This window comes from Enterocloster sp. HCN-30185 (assembly GCF_037890305.1).
Lineage (GTDB): Bacteria > Bacillota > Clostridia > Lachnospirales > Lachnospiraceae > Enterocloster.
Genome location: NZ_JBBKBT010000001.1, coordinates 290,702 through 309,088 on the forward strand (window position 1 = coordinate 290,702; position 18,387 = coordinate 309,088).

Sequence of the window (18,387 nt, forward strand, 5' to 3'; positions counted from 1 at the left end):
CATCATAGTTTCTTTTTTACTTTCCATATTTAGCTGGTTCTTCCGCCACCATTTGAACCTGCTCATCTCGTTCAACTTTCCGGTAGTCCACGGTCTTTTTAGAACGCATTTCCCTATAAATCACCCCTGCTAACGCACTCATTACAGCATCGTACTTGCTTTTGTCCTCAAACAGTGATCCATAACTGTCCTGGGCCTCCATATAGCTTTCCATTGCTGCATTTCCAAACGCTGATGGAAAAATACTTTCTGTAAATATTCTTGGATCAGAAGTGCGAGCCGAACTTTCCAGTTTATCATCTGCAATCAATTTATCATGCAAAGCACCCAGCATTACCCGATCACCTTCTGAAAACTGCCCTTTATACTTTTCATTAATCTTGTCCAATATTTCATCCAATGTGCTTTTCTGTCTGTTTCCCTGTACTCCCTGTTTCTTGGAAGGAACATACTGACCATCAACTTTCTCCAGTGTTATTGCACCTTCGAATGTTTTCTGCAGCTTATAATATTCCAGTTTCAATTTTCCATCCAGATCAACTGGCTCTTCTTTTTCTTCTGGAAGCAGTCCAATCAGATAACTCAGAAACAAATATTCTTTATGCATATCTTCATCAAACATGCGAACTACCTGTGTAATATAGCTGTACCATCGGATCAACTTTCTTACCAGTCTTCTGAATTGATATCGTTCTTCCGGATTCTTCAAATTGTATCTGTCTGCTATCGGTTTCAACACACTCGTCATTTTTCCCATAGCAGTTGCATCTTGTCTTCCCGGATGATTCCATACGTCTATAAAAGCATTAATATCATTCTCATTATAAATCGCATAATCCAAAAGCTCTTTTTCTGTCTGGTAAATCAAATCCACATTTACTTCCTGCTCAAGACTTGTCTCCTGATAAAATGGTTGAAATGCTTCTAGAATATCCTCTTTTTTATTTGCGAAATCCAACACAAATGTATCTACTTTTCCAGGGCAGGTACGGTTCAAACGTGATAATGTCTGCACAGCCTTTACATTTTTCAGTTTTTTGTCCACAATCATAGTATGTAACAAAGGCTCATCGAATCCCGTCTGATATTTTTCTGCAACAACCAGGACATTAAAGTTATCATGAAACTCTTCCTTGGTCTGTCCTTCTGATATATGACTTCCATCTTTTCTGACATTTAATCCAGATTCTGTATATTCTTCGTCACCATCCTGCACGCTGCCGGAAAATGCCGCTAAAATATCCATATCTGCATAATGCCGTTCTTGAATATACCGTTTAATTTCATGGAAATATCGAACTGCAGCCAGTCTGGAGTCTGTGACTAGCATCATTTTCCCTTTTCCATCAATTTTATTTTTGGTCGTTTCCCGAAAAGTTTCTACAATAATTTGCGATTTCTGGCTGATATTATATGGATGCAATTTCTCATACTTTTTAATAATCTTTGTTGCTCTGCTCTCTGGAAGCTCTGGATTTTCCGGTGTATCTTTTGCTATCTTGAAACAAGTACTGTATGTCATGTAGTTCTGCAGTACATCCAAAATAAATCCTTCTTCAATCGCCTGTCTCATACTATAAATATGAAATGGATGAAAACTTCCATCAGTCCATTGGCTACCAAACATCTCTAATGTCGCTGGTTTCGGAGTCGCTGTAAATGCAAAAAATGATAAGTTCGGATGCTTTCCATGTGTCAGCATTTCCTGAACAAGTTTATCATTTCTGTCAATTTCATCTTCTGCTTTCCCCTCTATTTCTGCATATTCCCGTAATGCTGCCTCTGTATCTGCTAATGAGGCCTTCAATTTCATTGCCGAACTTCCAGTCTGTGAAGAATGTGCTTCGTCAACAATGATCGCAAAGTTTCTTCCGGCCACCTTATCCACTTCCTGATAAATCACCGGAAATTTCTGCAAAGTAGTTACAATAATTCTTGAACCATTATTAATTGCATCTCTCAAATTTTTTGAATTCTTTTTATCATCAATCGTCTCTACTGCACCTATCGTATGGTCAAATCCTGAAATCGTTTCCTGTAGCTGAGCATCTAGCACAGTTCGATCTGTCACTACAATAACACTGCTGAAAACAGATATATCATTGGCATCATGCAAGGATGCCAGTCTATATGCTGTCCAGGCAATCGAATTTGATTTTCCAGATCCGGCACTGTGCTGGATCAGATAATTGTGCCCCGTTCCTTCTTTCCGTACATCTGCAATTAACTTACGCACCACATCCAACTGATGATATCTTGGAAATATCAGTGTTTTCTTTTTCGTAACCTGCTCTGTGCCATCCGACAAACGTTTCTTTTCTTCTTTGATTTGCAAATGGATAAACTTCTGAATGATATCCATCATACTGTCTTTCTGAAATACATACTCCCAGAAGTACGCCGTCGGATAGCCATTCGGATTTGCCGGATTTCCTTTTCCGCCATCCTTTCCTGCACCATTGGAACCTTGATTGAATGGAAGAAAATATGTATTCTTTCCTTCCAGCTTTGTTGTCATCCAGACTTCCAACTGATCAATGCAGAAATACCCTAAAATTCTTTTATTGAACTGAAAACAAATTTCTCTTGGATCACGATCATACATCCACTGCCGTTTTGCATGATCTACGTTCTGTCCGGTATACTGATTCTTTAATTCCAGTGCAAATACCGGAATTCCATTCACAGCCAGAACCATATCCACAGAATTGTGTGTATCATTGGAATAAAACCATTGTCTGTTACAGGTAATCTCATTCTTTTCGTATAAAGACATCGCCGTCTGATTCAGACCTGATTCCGGTTTAAAATAGCAGACTTTAAATGGAATTCCTCTGTGTTTAAAACCATGACGTAACACAGAAATGAGACCATCCATATCACAGGCATTATTGAACGCAAGACAAAATTTCCGTTCTGGATCTACTTTGTTTTGTAATAAAAAACGCTTCCATTCCTTCGGTTGTGTTTTCTGCACAAAACGTAGCAAAGTATCTTTATATACACCTAACTGCGGATCGTATGTATCATGGTTGTGTGTATATCCACCTGCTGGCGATAAAAAGAATTCTTCAATATCTGATTCAAAACGTTTCTCTGTAGTAACATCTATGCTCAAGATTCTGGCACCTCCTTCTTCCCGGTAACATACTCATAAATCAGGGATTTTTTGTAATTTTCCAGTTCACTTATGAACTGCTCTTTCTTAAAAATAACAGTTTCAATACAACCACATTTTTCTTTTAAATAATCTACAATTTCATTCTGCTCATCTATACTTGGCAAAGGAATTGTGAATGCTAACACCTTACTTGAACTTGTGCATGCAAGATTCGTTGTTTTTACCGCAGTAACATCAAAATAAGTACGTCCAACAGATGAAGCTGTTAAATATTCTAAATAATATGGATTTAACAGTTTCTCTTTTACTTTAACAGCAAAAATGTGATTCTGATGCAAGCATGGTGTGATTCGTCCATCCCATACACAACCGCGTCCCAGCTTATCCCTGTCCCCTCCTTCTGTCATGAGAACTTCTCCAGCTGATATGCTATATTTCTCTATTTCATCTTTACTTACTTGAAGAACAGCAATATCATTCGTATCTACATAACCATCCTGGACATTTGCTACTCTTAAATATGGCATTTCAACTAATTCAGTATATTTTGAATATGTTTTTCCCAATGTAATCCCAGATCTTATACTTGCACAATGTCGTAGTTGTGTTACTTTCCATGAAGCCGGAATTTTACCTATCCACTCAGTTCCGCTCTCCTTCATCGTATCATTTTCATTGATCCCTTTGGTTACAATTTGTGTAATAAATGACTGCTTTAAATTTCGATATTCCTCGATAGCTACTTTAGATTTTTCTATTGCTAAATTTATTTTCTCACATTGTCCATCTAAAAAATCTGCAATTTTTTTCTGCTCATATTTATTGGGCAACGGAGCAAAAAAATTATTAAAAATTCCTAACGTTACATGTTGCATAAAAATACCATGTTTATTGTCATTATTCATATTTTCCATGACAACTTTCAGTAGCCAAAAGAAATATTCTGGTGAAATACTTTCCTCATTAGGAAGTGCTTTAAATATATGCTGATTCAACCATCCATAATCTTTTTTCCAAATAAAAGCTTCTAATGTTGCCGCCCACGATACTAGAATATCACCTTTTTTGATTAGATACTTATTATCTAAATTTCCGCTATAATAATTAGGTTTATCATTAGAACCAGTCAAATCTTGAATACGGATGATTCGAATTCCTGTATTCCCCCAATCATCTGGTTTAAATGCATATCCATTAATATAAGTTCCTAAATATTTTAATTTTGTGATTTCCCAATCCTCTGGTATCTCTCCCAACCATTCAACCCCAGAATCTTTCATCTCCCTACTCATATCATTCACCCCCAAACAAAGCATCCAAACTGCTCTGAATTTCCAGTTCCAGTTCATGCAGACGCACTGCAATTTCTTCCACTGGTTCCGGTGCCTGATATTCATAGAAATATCTTGTCATTGGAATCTCATATCCTTTTTTCGTTTTCTTCTTGTCAATCCATGCTTCCGGTGCATATGGTAATACTTCTCGTTTGAAATACTCCTTGATATCTTCTGTCAAAGGTACATTTTCTGTATCACGCAGAGATGTATCTGCTACAGGCTTTCCCTTCTTTAATACAATTTCTCCATTTTCATCTCTCTGGGGTTGTTCTACGACAATCTTCTGGTATCCAAATTCCTCTGTATCGAATATTTTGCTCTGGCAATAAATACCTTCCTTATCTCCATATACAGCATCATTTTCAAATGCACCATAAGCCTTTACAATCAAATCACGACACTGATCCGTAATATCATTTCTTTTTGTTCCAATACTTTTTCTTCTTGCTTCATAACAATGTGATGCATCTATCAACTGCACTTTTCCAGTTCTATGCAACGGTTTATCTTTGGAACAAATCCAGATGTAGGTACTGATGCCTGTATTCATAAACATATCGGTTCCTAATTGCACGATTGCATCCAGCCAGTCATTTTCAAGCATATATCTTCTGATTTCTGACGGTCCACTTCCCGCATCTCCGGAAAACAATGGCGAACCGTTCTGAATAATTGCCATTTTCCCATTTGGTGCAAGCTTGGAAAGACCATTTAATACAAACAACTGCTGACCATCTGATATTTTCGGAAGTCCCGGTGCAAATCTTCCCAGATCACCTTTCTTTGCTTCTGCTTCCACTGCTGCCTTTTCTCTTTTCCAGTCGATTCCAAAAGGCGGATTGGAAATGATATACTGGAACTGATAGCCACTAAACTGATCTTCTGACAAAGTATCACCGAACCTCATATTATTCGGATCACCACCCCGAATCATCATATCTGCTTTTGCAATCGCAAAAGTGGACGGATTGAACTCCTGACCAAAACAGGTAACGCCAATCTCTGTATTTAATTCCTGAATTCTTTCTTCCATACAGCTAAGCATCTGAGAGGTTCCCATTGCCATATCATACACAGTTACATTTCCCCCCTTACTCAGATCCGCATCGGATAAAAGCAAGTCTGTCATCAAATAAATGATATCTCTACTGGTAAAATGTGCTCCTGCTTCTTCACCGAAAGACTCTGAAAATCGCTTTACCAGATCCTCAAAAATATAACCACAATCTACAGCACTGATTTTATCCGGTCCCAGGTAACCTTTCTGGGAATTGAATTCTTTGATAACCAGATATAATGTATTGCTTTCTACCATTCTGCGGATAATGTTGTCAAAATCAAACTTCGATAACACATCCTGGACATTTGCAGAAAATCCATTTAAATAATCTCTAAAATTTGCTTCGATATTTTCCGGATCAGCAAGCAATGAATCAAATGTATATTTGCTGATATTATAAAACTGATACTGAGAGGCTGTTGTCAAAAATCCATCAATAACTGCAAATTTCTTTACTTCCTCATACTTTTCAAGTACTGCTTTATGCGTCGACAATAGGCAGTCATGAAATCTTTTTACTACTGTCATTGGTAAGATTATCAAACCATATTCATGTGGTTTGAATGGTCCTCTAAGCATATCTGCTACATTCCAGATCATCGTCGCTTTTTCTGCTATATTGGTTCCAACTACATCAAATTTATTATTCTCGTTCATTTATTTTTCCTCCGTATAAATATGTTCCAGTTCTTCTGTTGCCTTTTCCAGTTTGTATTTTAATTCTTTAATCTCACTTAGCTTCGCATAATATTGATCTGCAATTTTTTTCTGACTTTCTAAATCCGGCAACGGAATTATCACCTTTTTTAATCCTTCCACCGGTAGATTTAACAAGGTAGCACCTACTGCGACTCTGGATAAAGCCGCCTTCCCATTTTCGCTTTCCAGATACGCTTTTAAGAAATAAGGATTTATCTTATCTTCATCCAGTTCAATAACATAGAGATTTCCATTTGCCAAAATCTTATTGCCTTCTTGTACAGACGCAATCGCCATTTTCACCGGCGATGCATTTTTGGAAATTACCAGACTTCCATTTTTTATACAATATTTTTCATATTTAGAGTCTATTCCCTTTAAATATGGAAGTTCGTCACTAATGATTCCATCCTGTAAATTTGCCAACATCAAGTACTGCATGTTCGTCGGTTTATCTGATACAATTTCATCTAAAACAGATGCTTTAATTTGTGCTCCTCTTGTTATATTCTTTATTACAGTTTCAAAAAGCACACCATTTTTTACAACTGTTTCTTGTTGAAGATATCTTGAAGGATTAAGAACATATTCATTTTCCGCCACCTCTTCAATAGAAACCTGTCTTGAATTTTTGTCATCGGTATTCAACAATTCAACAATCTCAGAAATATTTTCATCACTAAGAATGTTCTGTCTCCGTCCGACCGATACCATTTCTGTTGCATCTATCATTCTTATATTTTTATTATTTCTGCTTAGCACCAGTAATGAACATGCAATTCCTGTATTTAAATATAAATTTTGCGGAAGAGCAATCACTGCTTCCACAAATCCTCGTTTTATAAATTTTTCACGAATGATTGTATTATTTCCACCATTCCAAGTAACTCCATTACTTACCGAAATAACAGCCTTACCATTTTTATTAAGGTGATTCATGACATTTATAATAAATATCCAGTCTCCTGCTGCCACCTTCTTTACTTCTGGTATCTCATCATATATTGCTTGTAATGCTTCGTTACTTCCAATGCTGTCTTTTGCTTTTATTCCCCATGGATAATCACAGAATATTTTATCAAACATCAAATTATCCTTTATATTTAAAACTGATTTTTGCTCAATTTTTACCCGATCAGATATCAATTCTGTACGGATTTCTGACACTTCTTTTACATCTCGCACAATCTCTGTACCATAAAATTGTGATTCTGGACTCTTTTCTATGGCACTCACAAGAAACGAACCAATTCCGCTGCAAAAATCTGCCACCTTATCATTTGAAATCTGAAGAATCTCATTTGCCAGCTTTATGACACTCTGCGGTGTTTCACATTCTCCCATGAAACGATTCCCCTGTAATTGCCACCATAAAACAGTCGCTAAAAGTGCAGCTTCTGAATATTCTTCTGAAATTTCTATTGCAACATTCCATAAATTTCCAATATTTTCTTTTATGAAACTGACTCTTTCTGGTGAAAAAGTCAGCTCCACATATTCTTTTAACTGGTTTATATCTGTTATCTTATTTTTTAAGGATACATAGGCCACATATGCTAAACAAAACCCACCGTACATAGAAGCATTTCCAAATTCTCTTATCCTGTTTGAAATATTCCAGCTAATCTCTTCAACTTTTGAGATTTCTTTTGCTTTTAGCTCTTTAACCGAAGTCTTCAATGCCACTTCCTCCTTTGGTTATTCACAATCAATTTCCATATTTTTACTATAGCACCCACATTATTGATTGTCAATAATCAAATTTGGTTTTTGATAACCATTGTTGATTTTTAATATATTTCATTAGCTCTACGATAATAAATCCTTATTTCTATGACAGCGATATTTATTATTCCAAATAATACCACAAGATTTATTGGCATACATCTTCTCAACACATCGCCTGATACAATAATCATCTCTAAACTGACCACCATAAACCGTATGGAATATTTATCCCACACTCTTCGATACTGTTCTATTTTCTTCAGAACAAACATTTCACCGGCAATTACTGCTCCGACAATGATAATAATTGCCATAACTCGCAAACACCACGACCATTCTGTTGAAAAATATTCCTTCTCACCCCAAATATTTAATTCTGATGGACGAATTACCCATTCTACATACCTACACCAAACTCTTACCGGAACTTTTATACAAGCAATTAAATCATTCTGAACTACTGTGCTTTCTATCATCTCAAATACTAAAAAAATAATATATGCCATCTGCCAGAAACTTGTTTTTTCTTTCATTTCTTGTTTCAGACTTTTTATTTTCTGATCCGCCTTTTCTTTCATCGTTTCTGCATTCTCTTGTAATTTGTTATATTGACATTGTATTGTCCTTACCTTCTTTTCAGCTTCTTCCTGTTTCTGCTGTGCCTGTTCCACCGCTTCCACAGATGATTGGTTCACTTGTATCTGTAATTTAGAGTTCCGGTCCCGAACGTCTTTTATTTCTTCTTCGAGCCGCTCTTGCTCGCTCCTGCTCATCAATCCGTTTCTGTTCCTCAAGTCGTCGTTGCTCTGCTGAAGCGATTGATTCAGCTTCTGCGTTTCGGACAGTTCGGTTGTCAAACGCTGAATTTCTACGGTTGATTTCCGAACTTCTTCTCGCAATCTCTGCCTGTCGGATAAGATCGTCTGTTTCTCTTCTTCCAGTGTCTGTATCTGCTTTTTCTGTGTTCGCATGAACTCTTTCGCTTTCTCGAAACTCTGTACGAGAATATCCCTCTCCGCTTTGAGCTTGATTGGTGATTCCTCTGGTGTCTGTAATGGCTGCGTCAAGCTCTCTGTAATAGTTTCTGAGTTCTTCGTCTGATCTGCTGTCTCTGTCGGCTGCAACTCTGGATTTTTCCCTATTTCCATTAAATTCATTCTCTAAGCCCTCCTTACTGATGTCCAGATGGAATGTTTTTGACAGATTGCTGTCACGCACTTTCTTTCCATCCTGATTCTGAAATGTGATGTGTTTCCGCTTTTCTGTCCAGTTTACATTCCATCCAAACTGTTTCATTTTTTCTATAAACTTTTCTTTGCTGATACAATTTTCCAGTGCCTTTAATACCGCCATTGCACAGTCCGCTACAAAACTATCCTTTACCTGTTGACAGAACAGGTTATATTTATCTTTGCTCCATGCAATAACTTCCCCTTTTTCAATCTGGCTTCCATCAAAGTGCTTTCCTTTCTCGACAACTGTCAGTCCACGTTCTCGGCACATCTGATTAGTAAGCTGTTTCATACGTTCCAGATCCTTTTTGGTGTTATGCAGTTTTCTCCCATCTTCATAACTCACAGAATTTGTAACCAGATGGCAATGGATATGGTTTTTATCCTTATGCACAGCCACTAAGGTCTGGAATCCCCGAAACCATTCTTCTGCAAACTCTTTTCCAAATTCAAATGCTTGCTCCGGTGTGATCTGCTCGTCCTTGTGCCAGGAAATAATATTGTGGGCGTACATCCTTCCAGAATCTTTATCCCACACCTTCTTTTCCTCTAAAAATGCTCTGTACACCAGATCATAATTGATCTCGTCATGGCAGTACGGGCCAGTCACATAGGTAAGCTGCTCACTGGTCTTGTCCTGACGCAATACATATTCGATGCAGTTTCTCATTGCTCCATGTGTATTTGTCCGCTTATTAATCGTCTTATTAATAGCCATATCTTTTCACTCTCCTTCCGGTACTTAAGAATACTTTTATTGAGGAAATACAGCGTACTGTCATTTGGAACTTCTCCATCTGTATACAGCTTTCTTGCAATCTGATTGATATTTGTAGTAGCTCCACGAAGCTGACTGAGAATGTCGGCAAACATCTGATTCAATCTTTTTAGTTCTTCCACTTCCTCTGTAGAAGCTATCTTCAAATCTGCGATTGCTTTTATTACTACTTCCTGCTGTGTTCTTCCGGATTCTTTTACTTTGCTTTGAAACAGATCATACTCTGCTTTATTCATTCGTATCGTTACCGTATAATTTCGTTTTCGCATAAATCTTCGTTTCCTTTCTCCACTCTATCTTTTTTATAAATCAGCCATAACCTTTCCGACTGGTAGATTAGCATCCGGCTGGTAGATTAGCAGGGGATTCCATAAGGGGAAATGCAATATTCCCCTTTGGCAGGTGCAGGACAGCGTCCTAGTCAATCAGTAAGTCATCCGAAGGAATGTCCGGTGGACATTTAGCAGGATTACTTACGTTATTGGCGTGCCGGGGTTCCAAGGGGCGGAGCCCTCTGGCAAGTTTAGGAACAGCCCAAAGGCTGGCTCCGGTGCAGAGTGGCTTGCCACTTTGCGAAACTTGCCTGTCATCTTCCCACTACTAAACCGATACTAGCCAAGCAACATTTCCACACTGCATTATCAACCCTAAATGGAGATGACAGTGGTTTTGTGGTGCAGGGACAGACTGTGGAAGAAATAGAAAAGCTCCCATTTCCATAGATTTTCTCTTTCTGAAACAGACTGTTCCTGCATCACTCCGATGCGAAGTATCGGACAATCATGTGCCGTATCCGGCACTCTATCTCTTTTCTTCGCCTTGCTTGTTCAATCACCCATCTGCCAACGCTTTTCTGTTATATTTTCCTGTTATTTCTGTCTTTCTTTTTCTGGATCTCTTTCCATTTCTGCTAAAAGACATAAAAATAGCAGTCATAAACATTTCTCCAATTCATAATATCTGAAATGTCACCACTGCCATTGTCTTTTTCTGCTATTCTATTTTTGTAAAGCTATTCCTTACTGTCAGTCTGTTTTCCTGTTACTGCTATTTCATAACTATCTAAAAACTGTCTGCAAAATCCAGTGCTGCATCCATATCAGCTTCTTTCTCCCAGTCCAGATTATCTTCTGCAATCTCTCCATCCGTTTTCTCCATTGTTAGTGTTCTGTCCAGCAGATTAATTTCTCCTACCGATTCTTTTACAAACGGTACAAGCATTTCCATCAGATTCTTCGCTATAGCCATCGGGGCAGATTCTTTCACTCCATCCCGGACTGCTGTTTCCACTCTTTCCAGAAAAGCATCTTCCTTTTCTCTGGTTTCCAGATACGGATCTGCTTCATTCCTGTACTCTCTGGAAAAATAATCGTTTAAAGCAACTACAACTGCTCTGGTGTACGATTTATATTTTTCCCTGTCCATCGTCTGCAAATATTCCCATGCCTGCCTGTCCTGTTCATCACAAAGGTTCAAACGGATATTGGTATTGATGATTTTCCGTTCTTTTCTCATACAAGCATCCCTCCGTTTCTCTGGATTTTCCTTACGGTCATTGCTTCATAGCCTTTCGCTGTGGCACAGATGTCCCGTACAATTGTCACCCGGCTCTTGTCATATTCTCCAAAATTCTGGATCATACAACCGCCACCGCCGACCACATACAGACGCATCAGTTCTGGATTATATTCCCGTTCTCTCAGCTTATGGAAGATTTCTTTCGTATAATCTCCGGCAGCTTTACGAATGACTGTCAGATATTTCTCGCCAATATCTGCTGTCCTGGTACGGATTACCTGCTCAATCACCAGATCGTCCACCACTGTTCCCAGTTCTTTCAGCAGGGATTCCCTTACAGCAAGCACACACTGATGTGTTCCATATTTCTCTGTAAAGCATTTCTTCTCTAATGGACGGGAATTGTTGATATACATGATGTTCATAGTTCCGTTTCCAATATCCACCAGCATGTTGATGCCTTTAAAATCCTGTAAGCGGTAAAAGGCTGCTGCAAATCCCTGTGGGTAAATATCAGCTCCTGCGAACTCTACATGATACTCTTTATTGCGGAATGTAAAATCTACACATTCATTCTGGAGAAGATATTTCTGAAAGTCTTCTTTCTGTGTAGCTACCCAGGTAAGGGGAAGTCCGGCTGCGATATGTACCGTTGCCCGGTTCATACCTTTCCCATCCAGTTCCCTTGCGATAGCTGCCAGTGTCAGCACATAATAGTCCTCATCCTGCGTTTTCTCTGCACAGAACTCCTTGTGTTCCTCTCCGATCTGGTAATACATGCCATTGTAAACAAGAAGATTGTTCTGAAAGATTGGCTCCTTGTCATATCTGGCTACACCAGATGGAAAGCATCTAGTGGCAGTTTTCATGTTTCCATAACCATGATCAATCCCGATCACTGTAACTATCTCATTATTGTTGTTTTTCATCATTCTCATAATCATACCTCATTCTTTCTTTTCTTATCCAATCCTATTAATACTTACGTGAATTGATAAGATGGATATTTTATTTACTGGTTTTTTAATAATTCATATTTGATAACATTGGTTATTAATAGCGACGGTTTGTCCAATATGGGATTTATCATATCTGGTTTTCCTATTTTCTGATGTCCGGAGATAGGAATTTCCTATGACCTGATTATCCAAAATTGGACTATCCACCATTAGGCATTTTCTCCTTCGCTTAATCATTTTCTTCTCCTAATGGAACTTCCCGGATAATATATTCGGTATCTCCATAAAAGCCATATTCATTACGCAATCTATGACGTTCCACATATCCATGATGCTCTAATTCCTTAATTGCAGAACGAACAGAATCAATCCCATCTCTGTTCAGTGTTGCCAGTCCCTGCATATTGTAATTCCATTCCTCTGGTAAACTTAACATCAGTGACAATAGGCCTTTCGCTTTCAATGTCAGATTCTTATTCTTGAAATGGTGATTACTCATTACCGTAAAATTCTTAGTTTTCTCTACACGAAAAATCTGTGCCATGCTCCCATCCTCCTTTCCAGTTCAAAAGAAAAAGACGCAAGCCATATCTTATGACTCACGTCTTACTTCGCTCACAATATTCTATTTTTATCAGTTACCTGCCAGATTAGTTACTGGCAATCCTTATACATAAATCAATTCTTTCAGGATAATCTCTTCTGCAATCGCTCTGTGCTGATTGGCAGCTCTTACCCATGCCATCTGATCTTTCTCCTTATCCGGCAGTGGTTCTTTTTCTTCCAACTGTTTCAGAATCACTTCTTCCCGTTCCCTGGCTGCCTTGTCCACTTCCAGAAGATGCTCTCCAATCGTATCCTGCAGAAGCATCACCTGATAGGTTGAATTTCGATGGTTTTTCAGATAATCTCTACGAAGAAAACCATACTTTCCAAGTTGCTCCATCTGCTCACCGGATTTATAGGTGAGATTCGGAATCAGATATCCATTTACATTCGTATACGTTAATTTCATTTTATTAGCACTCTCCATTTCTCATCATTTTTTGACCACAAATTTACGACATTTACGACAAATCTGACACTGCTTTACAATACCAGACAAAATGACTGATGCCCCGGAAAGCCTGTAAAACAGGCGCTTCTAGGATACACAAGACAGGACAAAAATCGACTTCCATTATCAAGAGTTGAGTGCTAATTTATTTAAATTTTTTTCCACGATCCCTTTCTGCCCCTCATCCGGCTCCCATGGGAAATGGATTTCCGCAAGAACATTTTCCCAGCATATCAGATACTGATTTCGGAAACCATATCTGGAATCATAGATACGGTATGCTTCTATGGCTCCCCAGGGCCTCGCATCCTCTTCCTGATAAATCCTGTCTCCCTCCGGATAATGGCGCTCTCCTTCCCGGATCAGAGCCTGCCTGCACCGGTCATAAAGCACCGGCAGCTTCACAGTTATCAGGCTATACTCCAGTTCCGGCAGTTCCCTGAAATTTTCCGCATCCAGGCGAGGCCTCTGGGAAATGCTCTCCTGCCTGAGAAGCAGGGATTCCTTTTTATCATTTTCTCTGGTATATTCCTCATAGCTCTCCCCCGTCAGATCTTCCAGCTTAAGTGGAAGCTCATCCTGAGACACCTCCCAGATTCTTCCCCCATACTCATAGGTTTCCTTTTCATCTGAAATAAACATGCCTCTGTCAGACGCCTTCAAAATTCCCAAGGTAAGAAATCCCAGCATAAAACACGAAATAAAATATGCGGCGATCATTCCTGCGATCTGATGTCCTCTCCCTGACAGGCCCCTTTTTTTCATCCATCCCATTCCCGCATACACTATGCCAAATAAAAGGCTGAAACAGGCAACTCCAAGAACCACCAGCCAGCGCTCCATCAAACCTCCGCCAAACAGCGTTCTCAGCGTCCAGAGTATCATCATAAACGACAGCATTCCAAACAGAATCCTCCGAACTATCCCCATTCCCCGCGCAGAAGGGAGCCTGCCCTTTAGAACCTCCTTCTTTGCCCGTAAATACCATAAAATACAACCGATTGTCTCGCCCAGGCAAATAAAAACCACCATCAGAAAACAAATGCCTCCCAAGAGGCGGCCCCCGTCAGACAGCACTCCTGTAAAATCCCGGCCCAGAGATGAAAAAAAGTCCACTCCTGCAGCAGGGCTGCTGCAAAAACAAGGAGCCCTGAAAAAAGATATCTTTTTATCCCAATCCCACGAACCGCTTCCAGCTCCTCCTTTGCCGTACTACCAAAAGGAGGCGCCTCCTCCCGGCTGCAGCAGTAGATTCCCATACGGTCCGACTGGCAGACCTGCTTCCAGCCATCCTGTGGCAGCCGGCCCCCGTCCTTTTCCTCAATCTCCTCTTTTATCCCCCTGCAATGAGACACTGCAAAATGCAGTCTTGCCGGTTCGATCCGTTCATACTCCCAGAACAGCCCAATCCTTTTGAGCATCCCCCCCTTTTGAACCATCTGCTCCAGATGGGTGCAGATTTCTCTGTAATCGTAAAATGTAAAGTTCTCCATTCGGCGTTTTCGGTTTCTCACAGGCACACCCCCTTAATTTTTGCCACATTCTTCTCCATTTAACTGAAAAATGCCGCAGAAGCCCATTTCAGGCTTTCTGCGGCACTGCTTTCAGCGGTTTTAACACATTTTCCGGCGATTACAGGCAGCTTGCGTATGCAGCCTTTGCGCCTTCTGTATGAATCTTCTTTAAGTTTTCTGTAACCTTGGCCTCCAGACCTTCGATCTGTGTCAAATCCTGATCCCACATTTTTTCATTGGTCAGAACAGCATGTACCAGCTCCTCCTCAGAATCATCCTTATGGTCGTAGTAGAATTCCAGTACCCAGCGGTCATCGCTTACGGTATACTCATTGCCGGCCGGACGCTTACATACAAGACCTGCATCTGTAAGAGCCTGGATGTCATTGCTGTAGAATGCAATGTATGCAGCCAGGGACATGGTCAGGCACTCAGGCAGCCTGCCCTCTTCCTTGATGTACTCCAGGAAGGACGGCATATTTCTTGCCTTCCACTTGGAGGTGGAATTTAAGGAAATGCTCATCAGCTCATGGTTTACAAATGGATTATTGAAACGGTCAGATACAGCTGCTGCGAATTTTAACAGGTCATCCTTGTCCAGAGGAAGGGTTGGGATCACCTCATCATAGAGCATCTTGTTCATGAAGCCCTTGATCACCTCATCGTTCATGCAGTCGCGGACAATATCCTCTCCTGCCAGGTATGCACCCAGAACAAAGCCAGTATGAGCGCCGTTTAGGATACGCACCTTTCTCTTCTTATATGGGCTCATATCAGGTGTTACAAATACCTTGTCCATCAGTCCGGCCTTCTTAAATGGCAGAACATCATTTAACTTCTCGTCACCCTCGATTACCCAGACGCCGAATACCTCGCCAACGTCCGTCAGCGGATCCTCGTAGCCGTTCTTTGCATCCAGAGCCTTTACTTCCTCTGCATCACGGATACGGCCCGGAACGATACGGTCTACCAGGGAACCGCAGAAGGTGCAGTCCTCATTGACATACTTCTTAAATCCGTCCTCAAGTCCCCACTGCTCAATGTACTGATTTACGCACTTCAACAGCTCTTTGCCGTTGTTGTCGATCAGCTCGCAGGCCAGCATGATAATACCGGACTTTCCAGCCTGATAGCGATGATAGAGCACCTGTGTCAGCTTTGCAGGAAAGCTTGCAGGAGGGCAGTCATCCTTCTGGCAGGAAGGATCATACTGAATACCTGCCTCCGTCGTATTGGATACGATAATCTCAAGATCGTCGCTTGCGGCAACCTCCATCATCTTGTCATAGTCAGCCTTCTCATATGGATTTAAGCAGTTTGCAACGCTGGAAATCACACGCTTGTCGTCTACCTTCTGACCATTTTCACTTCCGCGCAGATACAGGGTGTACAGACCCTCCTGCTCGTTGATCATCTTTGCCAGACCCGGAGCAATGGGCTGTACCAGACAGCACTTTCCGTTCCATCCGGCCTTTTCATTTGCAAGATCAAACCAGTAATCCACAAATGCACGAAGGAAATTTCCCTCGCCAAACTGAAGGACCTTTACAGGGGCATCCTCCAGGATATATCCGTCATAGCCGGATTTCTTCAACACATCATAATTTAAAAGTGCCATAATAAATGTTCTCTCCTTTCCTTTGTGAACCATCTTTGTACTTTATTTTACCACAGGTATTTACCATTTTTAAATAGAAATATTTTATTTTGTAGAAAACATGAAAATTATAGCTGTATTTTTGTAAAATTTGTTGTGTTTCTCGGTATTGTGTATTTTTTATCAATGTTACATTTTCTTACATGGCTCTTTCATAAGAAAACAGACAACTTTTCCGCTCTTTATAAATTTTTTAATGGCAAATCCGTTCCTCAGCCCAGCCACAGTCCATATAATGATTATAATAGGACGGCAGATCATCACCGTATATTTCTCTCAAATCCGGATTATTATCTGAATAATACTGTGCATCGAATACAAAGGAAATATGTTCCGGTATGTCCGGTTCTTCATTTCAAGCTTATGTCTGTACAGGCCTATTATACCCCATTCATACCCCCAGGCCAAGGGGGATATTAAGCTTGAGCATTTTTTGAGTAAAAGGTGTACGCCCTAATAAATATTTGAGTACAAAAAACGAAAAAAGCCCCGGAAACACCAAGTTTCCAGGACTTTCCCATGTCAAAATTATTCACATGTATAAGGCATTAAAGCGATGTGGCGTGCGCGCTTGATAGCTACAGTTAAAGCTCTCTGGTGCTTTGCGCAGTTGCCAGTGATACGACGGGGAAGGATTTTTCCTCTCTCGGATACGTATCTCTTCAGCTTGTTTACATCCTTATAATCAATTACGCCATTCTTGTCGCCGCAGAATACGCAGACTTTCTTTCTTCTGCGCATACCGCCCGGTCTTCTCATCTTAGCGCCCTCTGGTCTTTCAGTCTTATTAAATGCCATTGGTGTTGTCCTCCTTTATTATTCACCGTGAAGAATCCCGGTCTAGTTGAATGGAAGTCCTTCGTCCTCAACTCCGTCCGGAATATTCATAAACCCATCACCAATCGCGCTGGCAGGAGCCGGTCTCTGAGAAGGCGCAGACTGTCCGTAACCGGACTGTCCATATCCGCCCATATCAGAAGCCGCACCCTTACTGTCCGCGAACTCCTGGTCATCTAAGATGACCTCGGTGGTGTATACCTTTTGACCGTCCTTATTTACATAGCTTCCTGTCTGGATACGTCCGGATACAAGAACACGCATGCCCTGGCGGAAATACCGCTCTGCAAACTCGCCTGCGCGGTCAAATGCCACACAGTTGATAAAATCTGCAGTCTGCTCGGAGTTTCCATCCTGATTTCTGCGGCCTCTTCTGTCCACTGCGAGAGTGTATCTGGCAATCGCCATAGAACGCTCTCCCTGGGAATATCTTACTTCCGGATCTCTTGTCAATCTGCCCATTAAGATAACTCTGTTCATACGGTCACACTTCCTTTTCAATTCCGCTTAAGCGGTCTGGGTATCTCTTATGCCTCAGCCTTAACGCATAAGTATCTGATCACTGGTTCCATAATACGAACGTGAGCTTCTACTTCGTTCGGGCATACAGAATCAGACTCGAACTGGATGAAGTAGTAGTAAGCCTCATGCATCTTCTGGATCTCGTATGCAAGTCTCTTCTTACCCCACTCATCTACGTTAGTTACAGTACCGCCGAAACGGGTGATGTAACCCTTTACCTTCTCGAGTGCTGCTGCGCGCTCTTCGTCTTCAAGCTTCACATTCAGAACAACGGTTAATTCGTACTTGTTCATCTTGCTTTACCTCCTTGTGGTCTCTGGCCCCTGCTTTCAGTTTCAGGAGCAAGGATTTAATATGTCACGAATAGT

At 40.4% G+C, this 18,387-nt stretch carries 17 protein-coding genes; all 17 read right to left on the minus strand.

Annotated features, from left to right (window positions below):
• Window positions 1-16: 16 nt before the first annotated feature.
• Window positions 17-3,118, minus strand: coding sequence for a type I restriction endonuclease subunit R (locus WKT10_RS01295; protein ID WP_081422848.1), 3,102 nt, complete (start codon window positions 3,116-3,118; stop codon window positions 17-19).
• On the minus strand, window positions 3,115-4,413 hold the full coding sequence (locus WKT10_RS01300; protein WP_066544723.1) for a restriction endonuclease subunit S: 1,299 nt from the start codon (window positions 4,411-4,413) through the stop codon (window positions 3,115-3,117). Before WKT10_RS01300 ends, WKT10_RS01295 begins: the two co-directional genes overlap by 4 nt.
• A 1-nt stretch (window position 4,414) precedes the next feature.
• Window positions 4,415-6,175 (minus strand): type I restriction-modification system subunit M, encoded by a 1,761-nt coding sequence (locus WKT10_RS01305; RefSeq protein ID WP_066544725.1) that lies wholly within the window; start codon window positions 6,173-6,175, stop codon window positions 4,415-4,417.
• Window positions 6,176-7,903, minus strand: a complete 1,728-nt coding sequence (locus WKT10_RS01310) for an N-6 DNA methylase (RefSeq protein WP_340274921.1) — start codon at window positions 7,901-7,903, stop codon at window positions 6,176-6,178.
• A 104-nt stretch (window positions 7,904-8,007) separates the two neighbouring features.
• Entirely contained in the window at window positions 8,008-8,625 is a 618-nt protein-coding gene (locus WKT10_RS01315) for a DUF6040 family protein (RefSeq protein WP_143331325.1), read from the minus strand.
• 28 nt (window positions 8,626-8,653) lie between these two features.
• Entirely contained in the window at window positions 8,654-9,895 is a 1,242-nt protein-coding gene (locus WKT10_RS01320) for a relaxase/mobilization nuclease domain-containing protein (RefSeq protein ID WP_340274925.1), read from the minus strand.
• Window positions 9,844-10,224, minus strand: a complete 381-nt coding sequence (locus tag WKT10_RS01325) for a plasmid mobilization protein (RefSeq protein WP_066544730.1) — start codon at window positions 10,222-10,224, stop codon at window positions 9,844-9,846. The genes WKT10_RS01320 and WKT10_RS01325 overlap by 52 nt, the downstream gene beginning before the upstream one ends.
• Window positions 10,225-11,017: 793 nt before the next feature.
• A complete protein-coding gene (locus WKT10_RS01330) occupies window positions 11,018-11,470 on the minus strand; it encodes a hypothetical protein (protein ID WP_066544731.1) in 453 nt (150 codons plus the stop codon).
• Complete coding sequence (locus WKT10_RS01335; protein WP_066544733.1) at window positions 11,467-12,411, minus strand: ParM/StbA family protein; 945 nt, start codon at window positions 12,409-12,411, stop codon at window positions 11,467-11,469. Before WKT10_RS01335 ends, WKT10_RS01330 begins: the two co-directional genes overlap by 4 nt.
• Before the next feature lie 250 nt (window positions 12,412-12,661).
• Window positions 12,662-12,976: a helix-turn-helix domain-containing protein gene (locus WKT10_RS01340; protein WP_055220256.1), complete on the minus strand. Its 315-nt coding sequence runs from the start codon at window positions 12,974-12,976 to the stop codon at window positions 12,662-12,664.
• Between the two features lie 123 nt (window positions 12,977-13,099).
• Entirely contained in the window at window positions 13,100-13,447 is a 348-nt protein-coding gene (locus tag WKT10_RS01345) for a TnpV protein (RefSeq protein WP_055220253.1), read from the minus strand.
• 168 nt (window positions 13,448-13,615) lie between these two features.
• The gene (locus WKT10_RS01350; RefSeq protein WP_340274930.1) at window positions 13,616-14,521 is read right to left on the minus strand and encodes a hypothetical protein; all 906 of its coding nucleotides are present in this window, start codon (window positions 14,519-14,521) and stop codon (window positions 13,616-13,618) included.
• Entirely contained in the window at window positions 14,521-15,003 is a 483-nt protein-coding gene (locus WKT10_RS01355) for a DUF2812 domain-containing protein (protein ID WP_340274932.1), read from the minus strand. Before WKT10_RS01355 ends, WKT10_RS01350 begins: the two co-directional genes overlap by 1 nt.
• A gap of 118 nt (window positions 15,004-15,121) precedes the next feature.
• Window positions 15,122-16,621 carry a tagaturonate reductase gene (locus tag WKT10_RS01360; RefSeq protein ID WP_066544737.1) on the minus strand — a complete coding sequence of 500 codons (1,500 nt, stop codon included), beginning with the start codon at window positions 16,619-16,621 and terminating at the stop codon, window positions 15,122-15,124.
• Between the two features lie 567 nt (window positions 16,622-17,188).
• Complete coding sequence (gene rpsR, locus WKT10_RS01365) at window positions 17,189-17,458, minus strand: 30S ribosomal protein S18 (protein WP_066544740.1); 270 nt, start codon at window positions 17,456-17,458, stop codon at window positions 17,189-17,191.
• 42 nt (window positions 17,459-17,500) lie between these two features.
• A complete protein-coding gene (locus tag WKT10_RS01370; RefSeq protein WP_066544742.1) occupies window positions 17,501-17,977 on the minus strand; it encodes a single-stranded DNA-binding protein in 477 nt (158 codons plus the stop codon).
• Between the two features lie 47 nt (window positions 17,978-18,024).
• Window positions 18,025-18,312 carry a 30S ribosomal protein S6 gene (gene rpsF / locus WKT10_RS01375; RefSeq protein WP_066544744.1) on the minus strand — a complete coding sequence of 96 codons (288 nt, stop codon included), beginning with the start codon at window positions 18,310-18,312 and terminating at the stop codon, window positions 18,025-18,027.
• Window positions 18,313-18,387 lie beyond the last annotated feature (75 nt).

What these genes read in the sequence shown, in the direction of transcription:
- WKT10_RS01325 (WP_066544730.1), bottom strand. Translation starts at nt 10,224, where the DNA reads ATGCGAAAACGAAATTATACGGTAACGATACGAATGAATAAAGCAGAG.
- WKT10_RS01335 (WP_066544733.1), bottom strand. Translation starts at nt 12,411, where the DNA reads ATGAGAATGATGAAAAACAACAATAATGAGATAGTTACAGTGATCGGG.
- rpsR (WP_066544740.1), bottom strand. Translation starts at nt 17,458, where the DNA reads ATGGCATTTAATAAGACTGAAAGACCAGAGGGCGCTAAGATGAGAAGA.
- WKT10_RS01340 (WP_055220256.1), bottom strand. Translation starts at nt 12,976, where the DNA reads ATGGCACAGATTTTTCGTGTAGAGAAAACTAAGAATTTTACGGTAATG.
- WKT10_RS01320 (WP_340274925.1), bottom strand. Translation starts at nt 9,895, where the DNA reads ATGGCTATTAATAAGACGATTAATAAGCGGACAAATACACATGGAGCA.
- WKT10_RS01300 (WP_066544723.1), bottom strand. Translation starts at nt 4,413, where the DNA reads ATGAGTAGGGAGATGAAAGATTCTGGGGTTGAATGGTTGGGAGAGATA.
- WKT10_RS01305 (WP_066544725.1), bottom strand. Translation starts at nt 6,175, where the DNA reads ATGAACGAGAATAATAAATTTGATGTAGTTGGAACCAATATAGCAGAA.
- WKT10_RS01345 (WP_055220253.1), bottom strand. Translation starts at nt 13,447, where the DNA reads ATGAAATTAACGTATACGAATGTAAATGGATATCTGATTCCGAATCTC.
- WKT10_RS01350 (WP_340274930.1), bottom strand. Translation starts at nt 14,521, where the DNA reads ATGGTGGTTTTTATTTGCCTGGGCGAGACAATCGGTTGTATTTTATGG.
- WKT10_RS01330 (WP_066544731.1), bottom strand. Translation starts at nt 11,470, where the DNA reads ATGAGAAAAGAACGGAAAATCATCAATACCAATATCCGTTTGAACCTT.
- WKT10_RS01360 (WP_066544737.1), bottom strand. Translation starts at nt 16,621, where the DNA reads ATGGCACTTTTAAATTATGATGTGTTGAAGAAATCCGGCTATGACGGA.
- rpsF (WP_066544744.1), bottom strand. Translation starts at nt 18,312, where the DNA reads ATGAACAAGTACGAATTAACCGTTGTTCTGAATGTGAAGCTTGAAGAC.
- WKT10_RS01370 (WP_066544742.1), bottom strand. Translation starts at nt 17,977, where the DNA reads ATGAACAGAGTTATCTTAATGGGCAGATTGACAAGAGATCCGGAAGTA.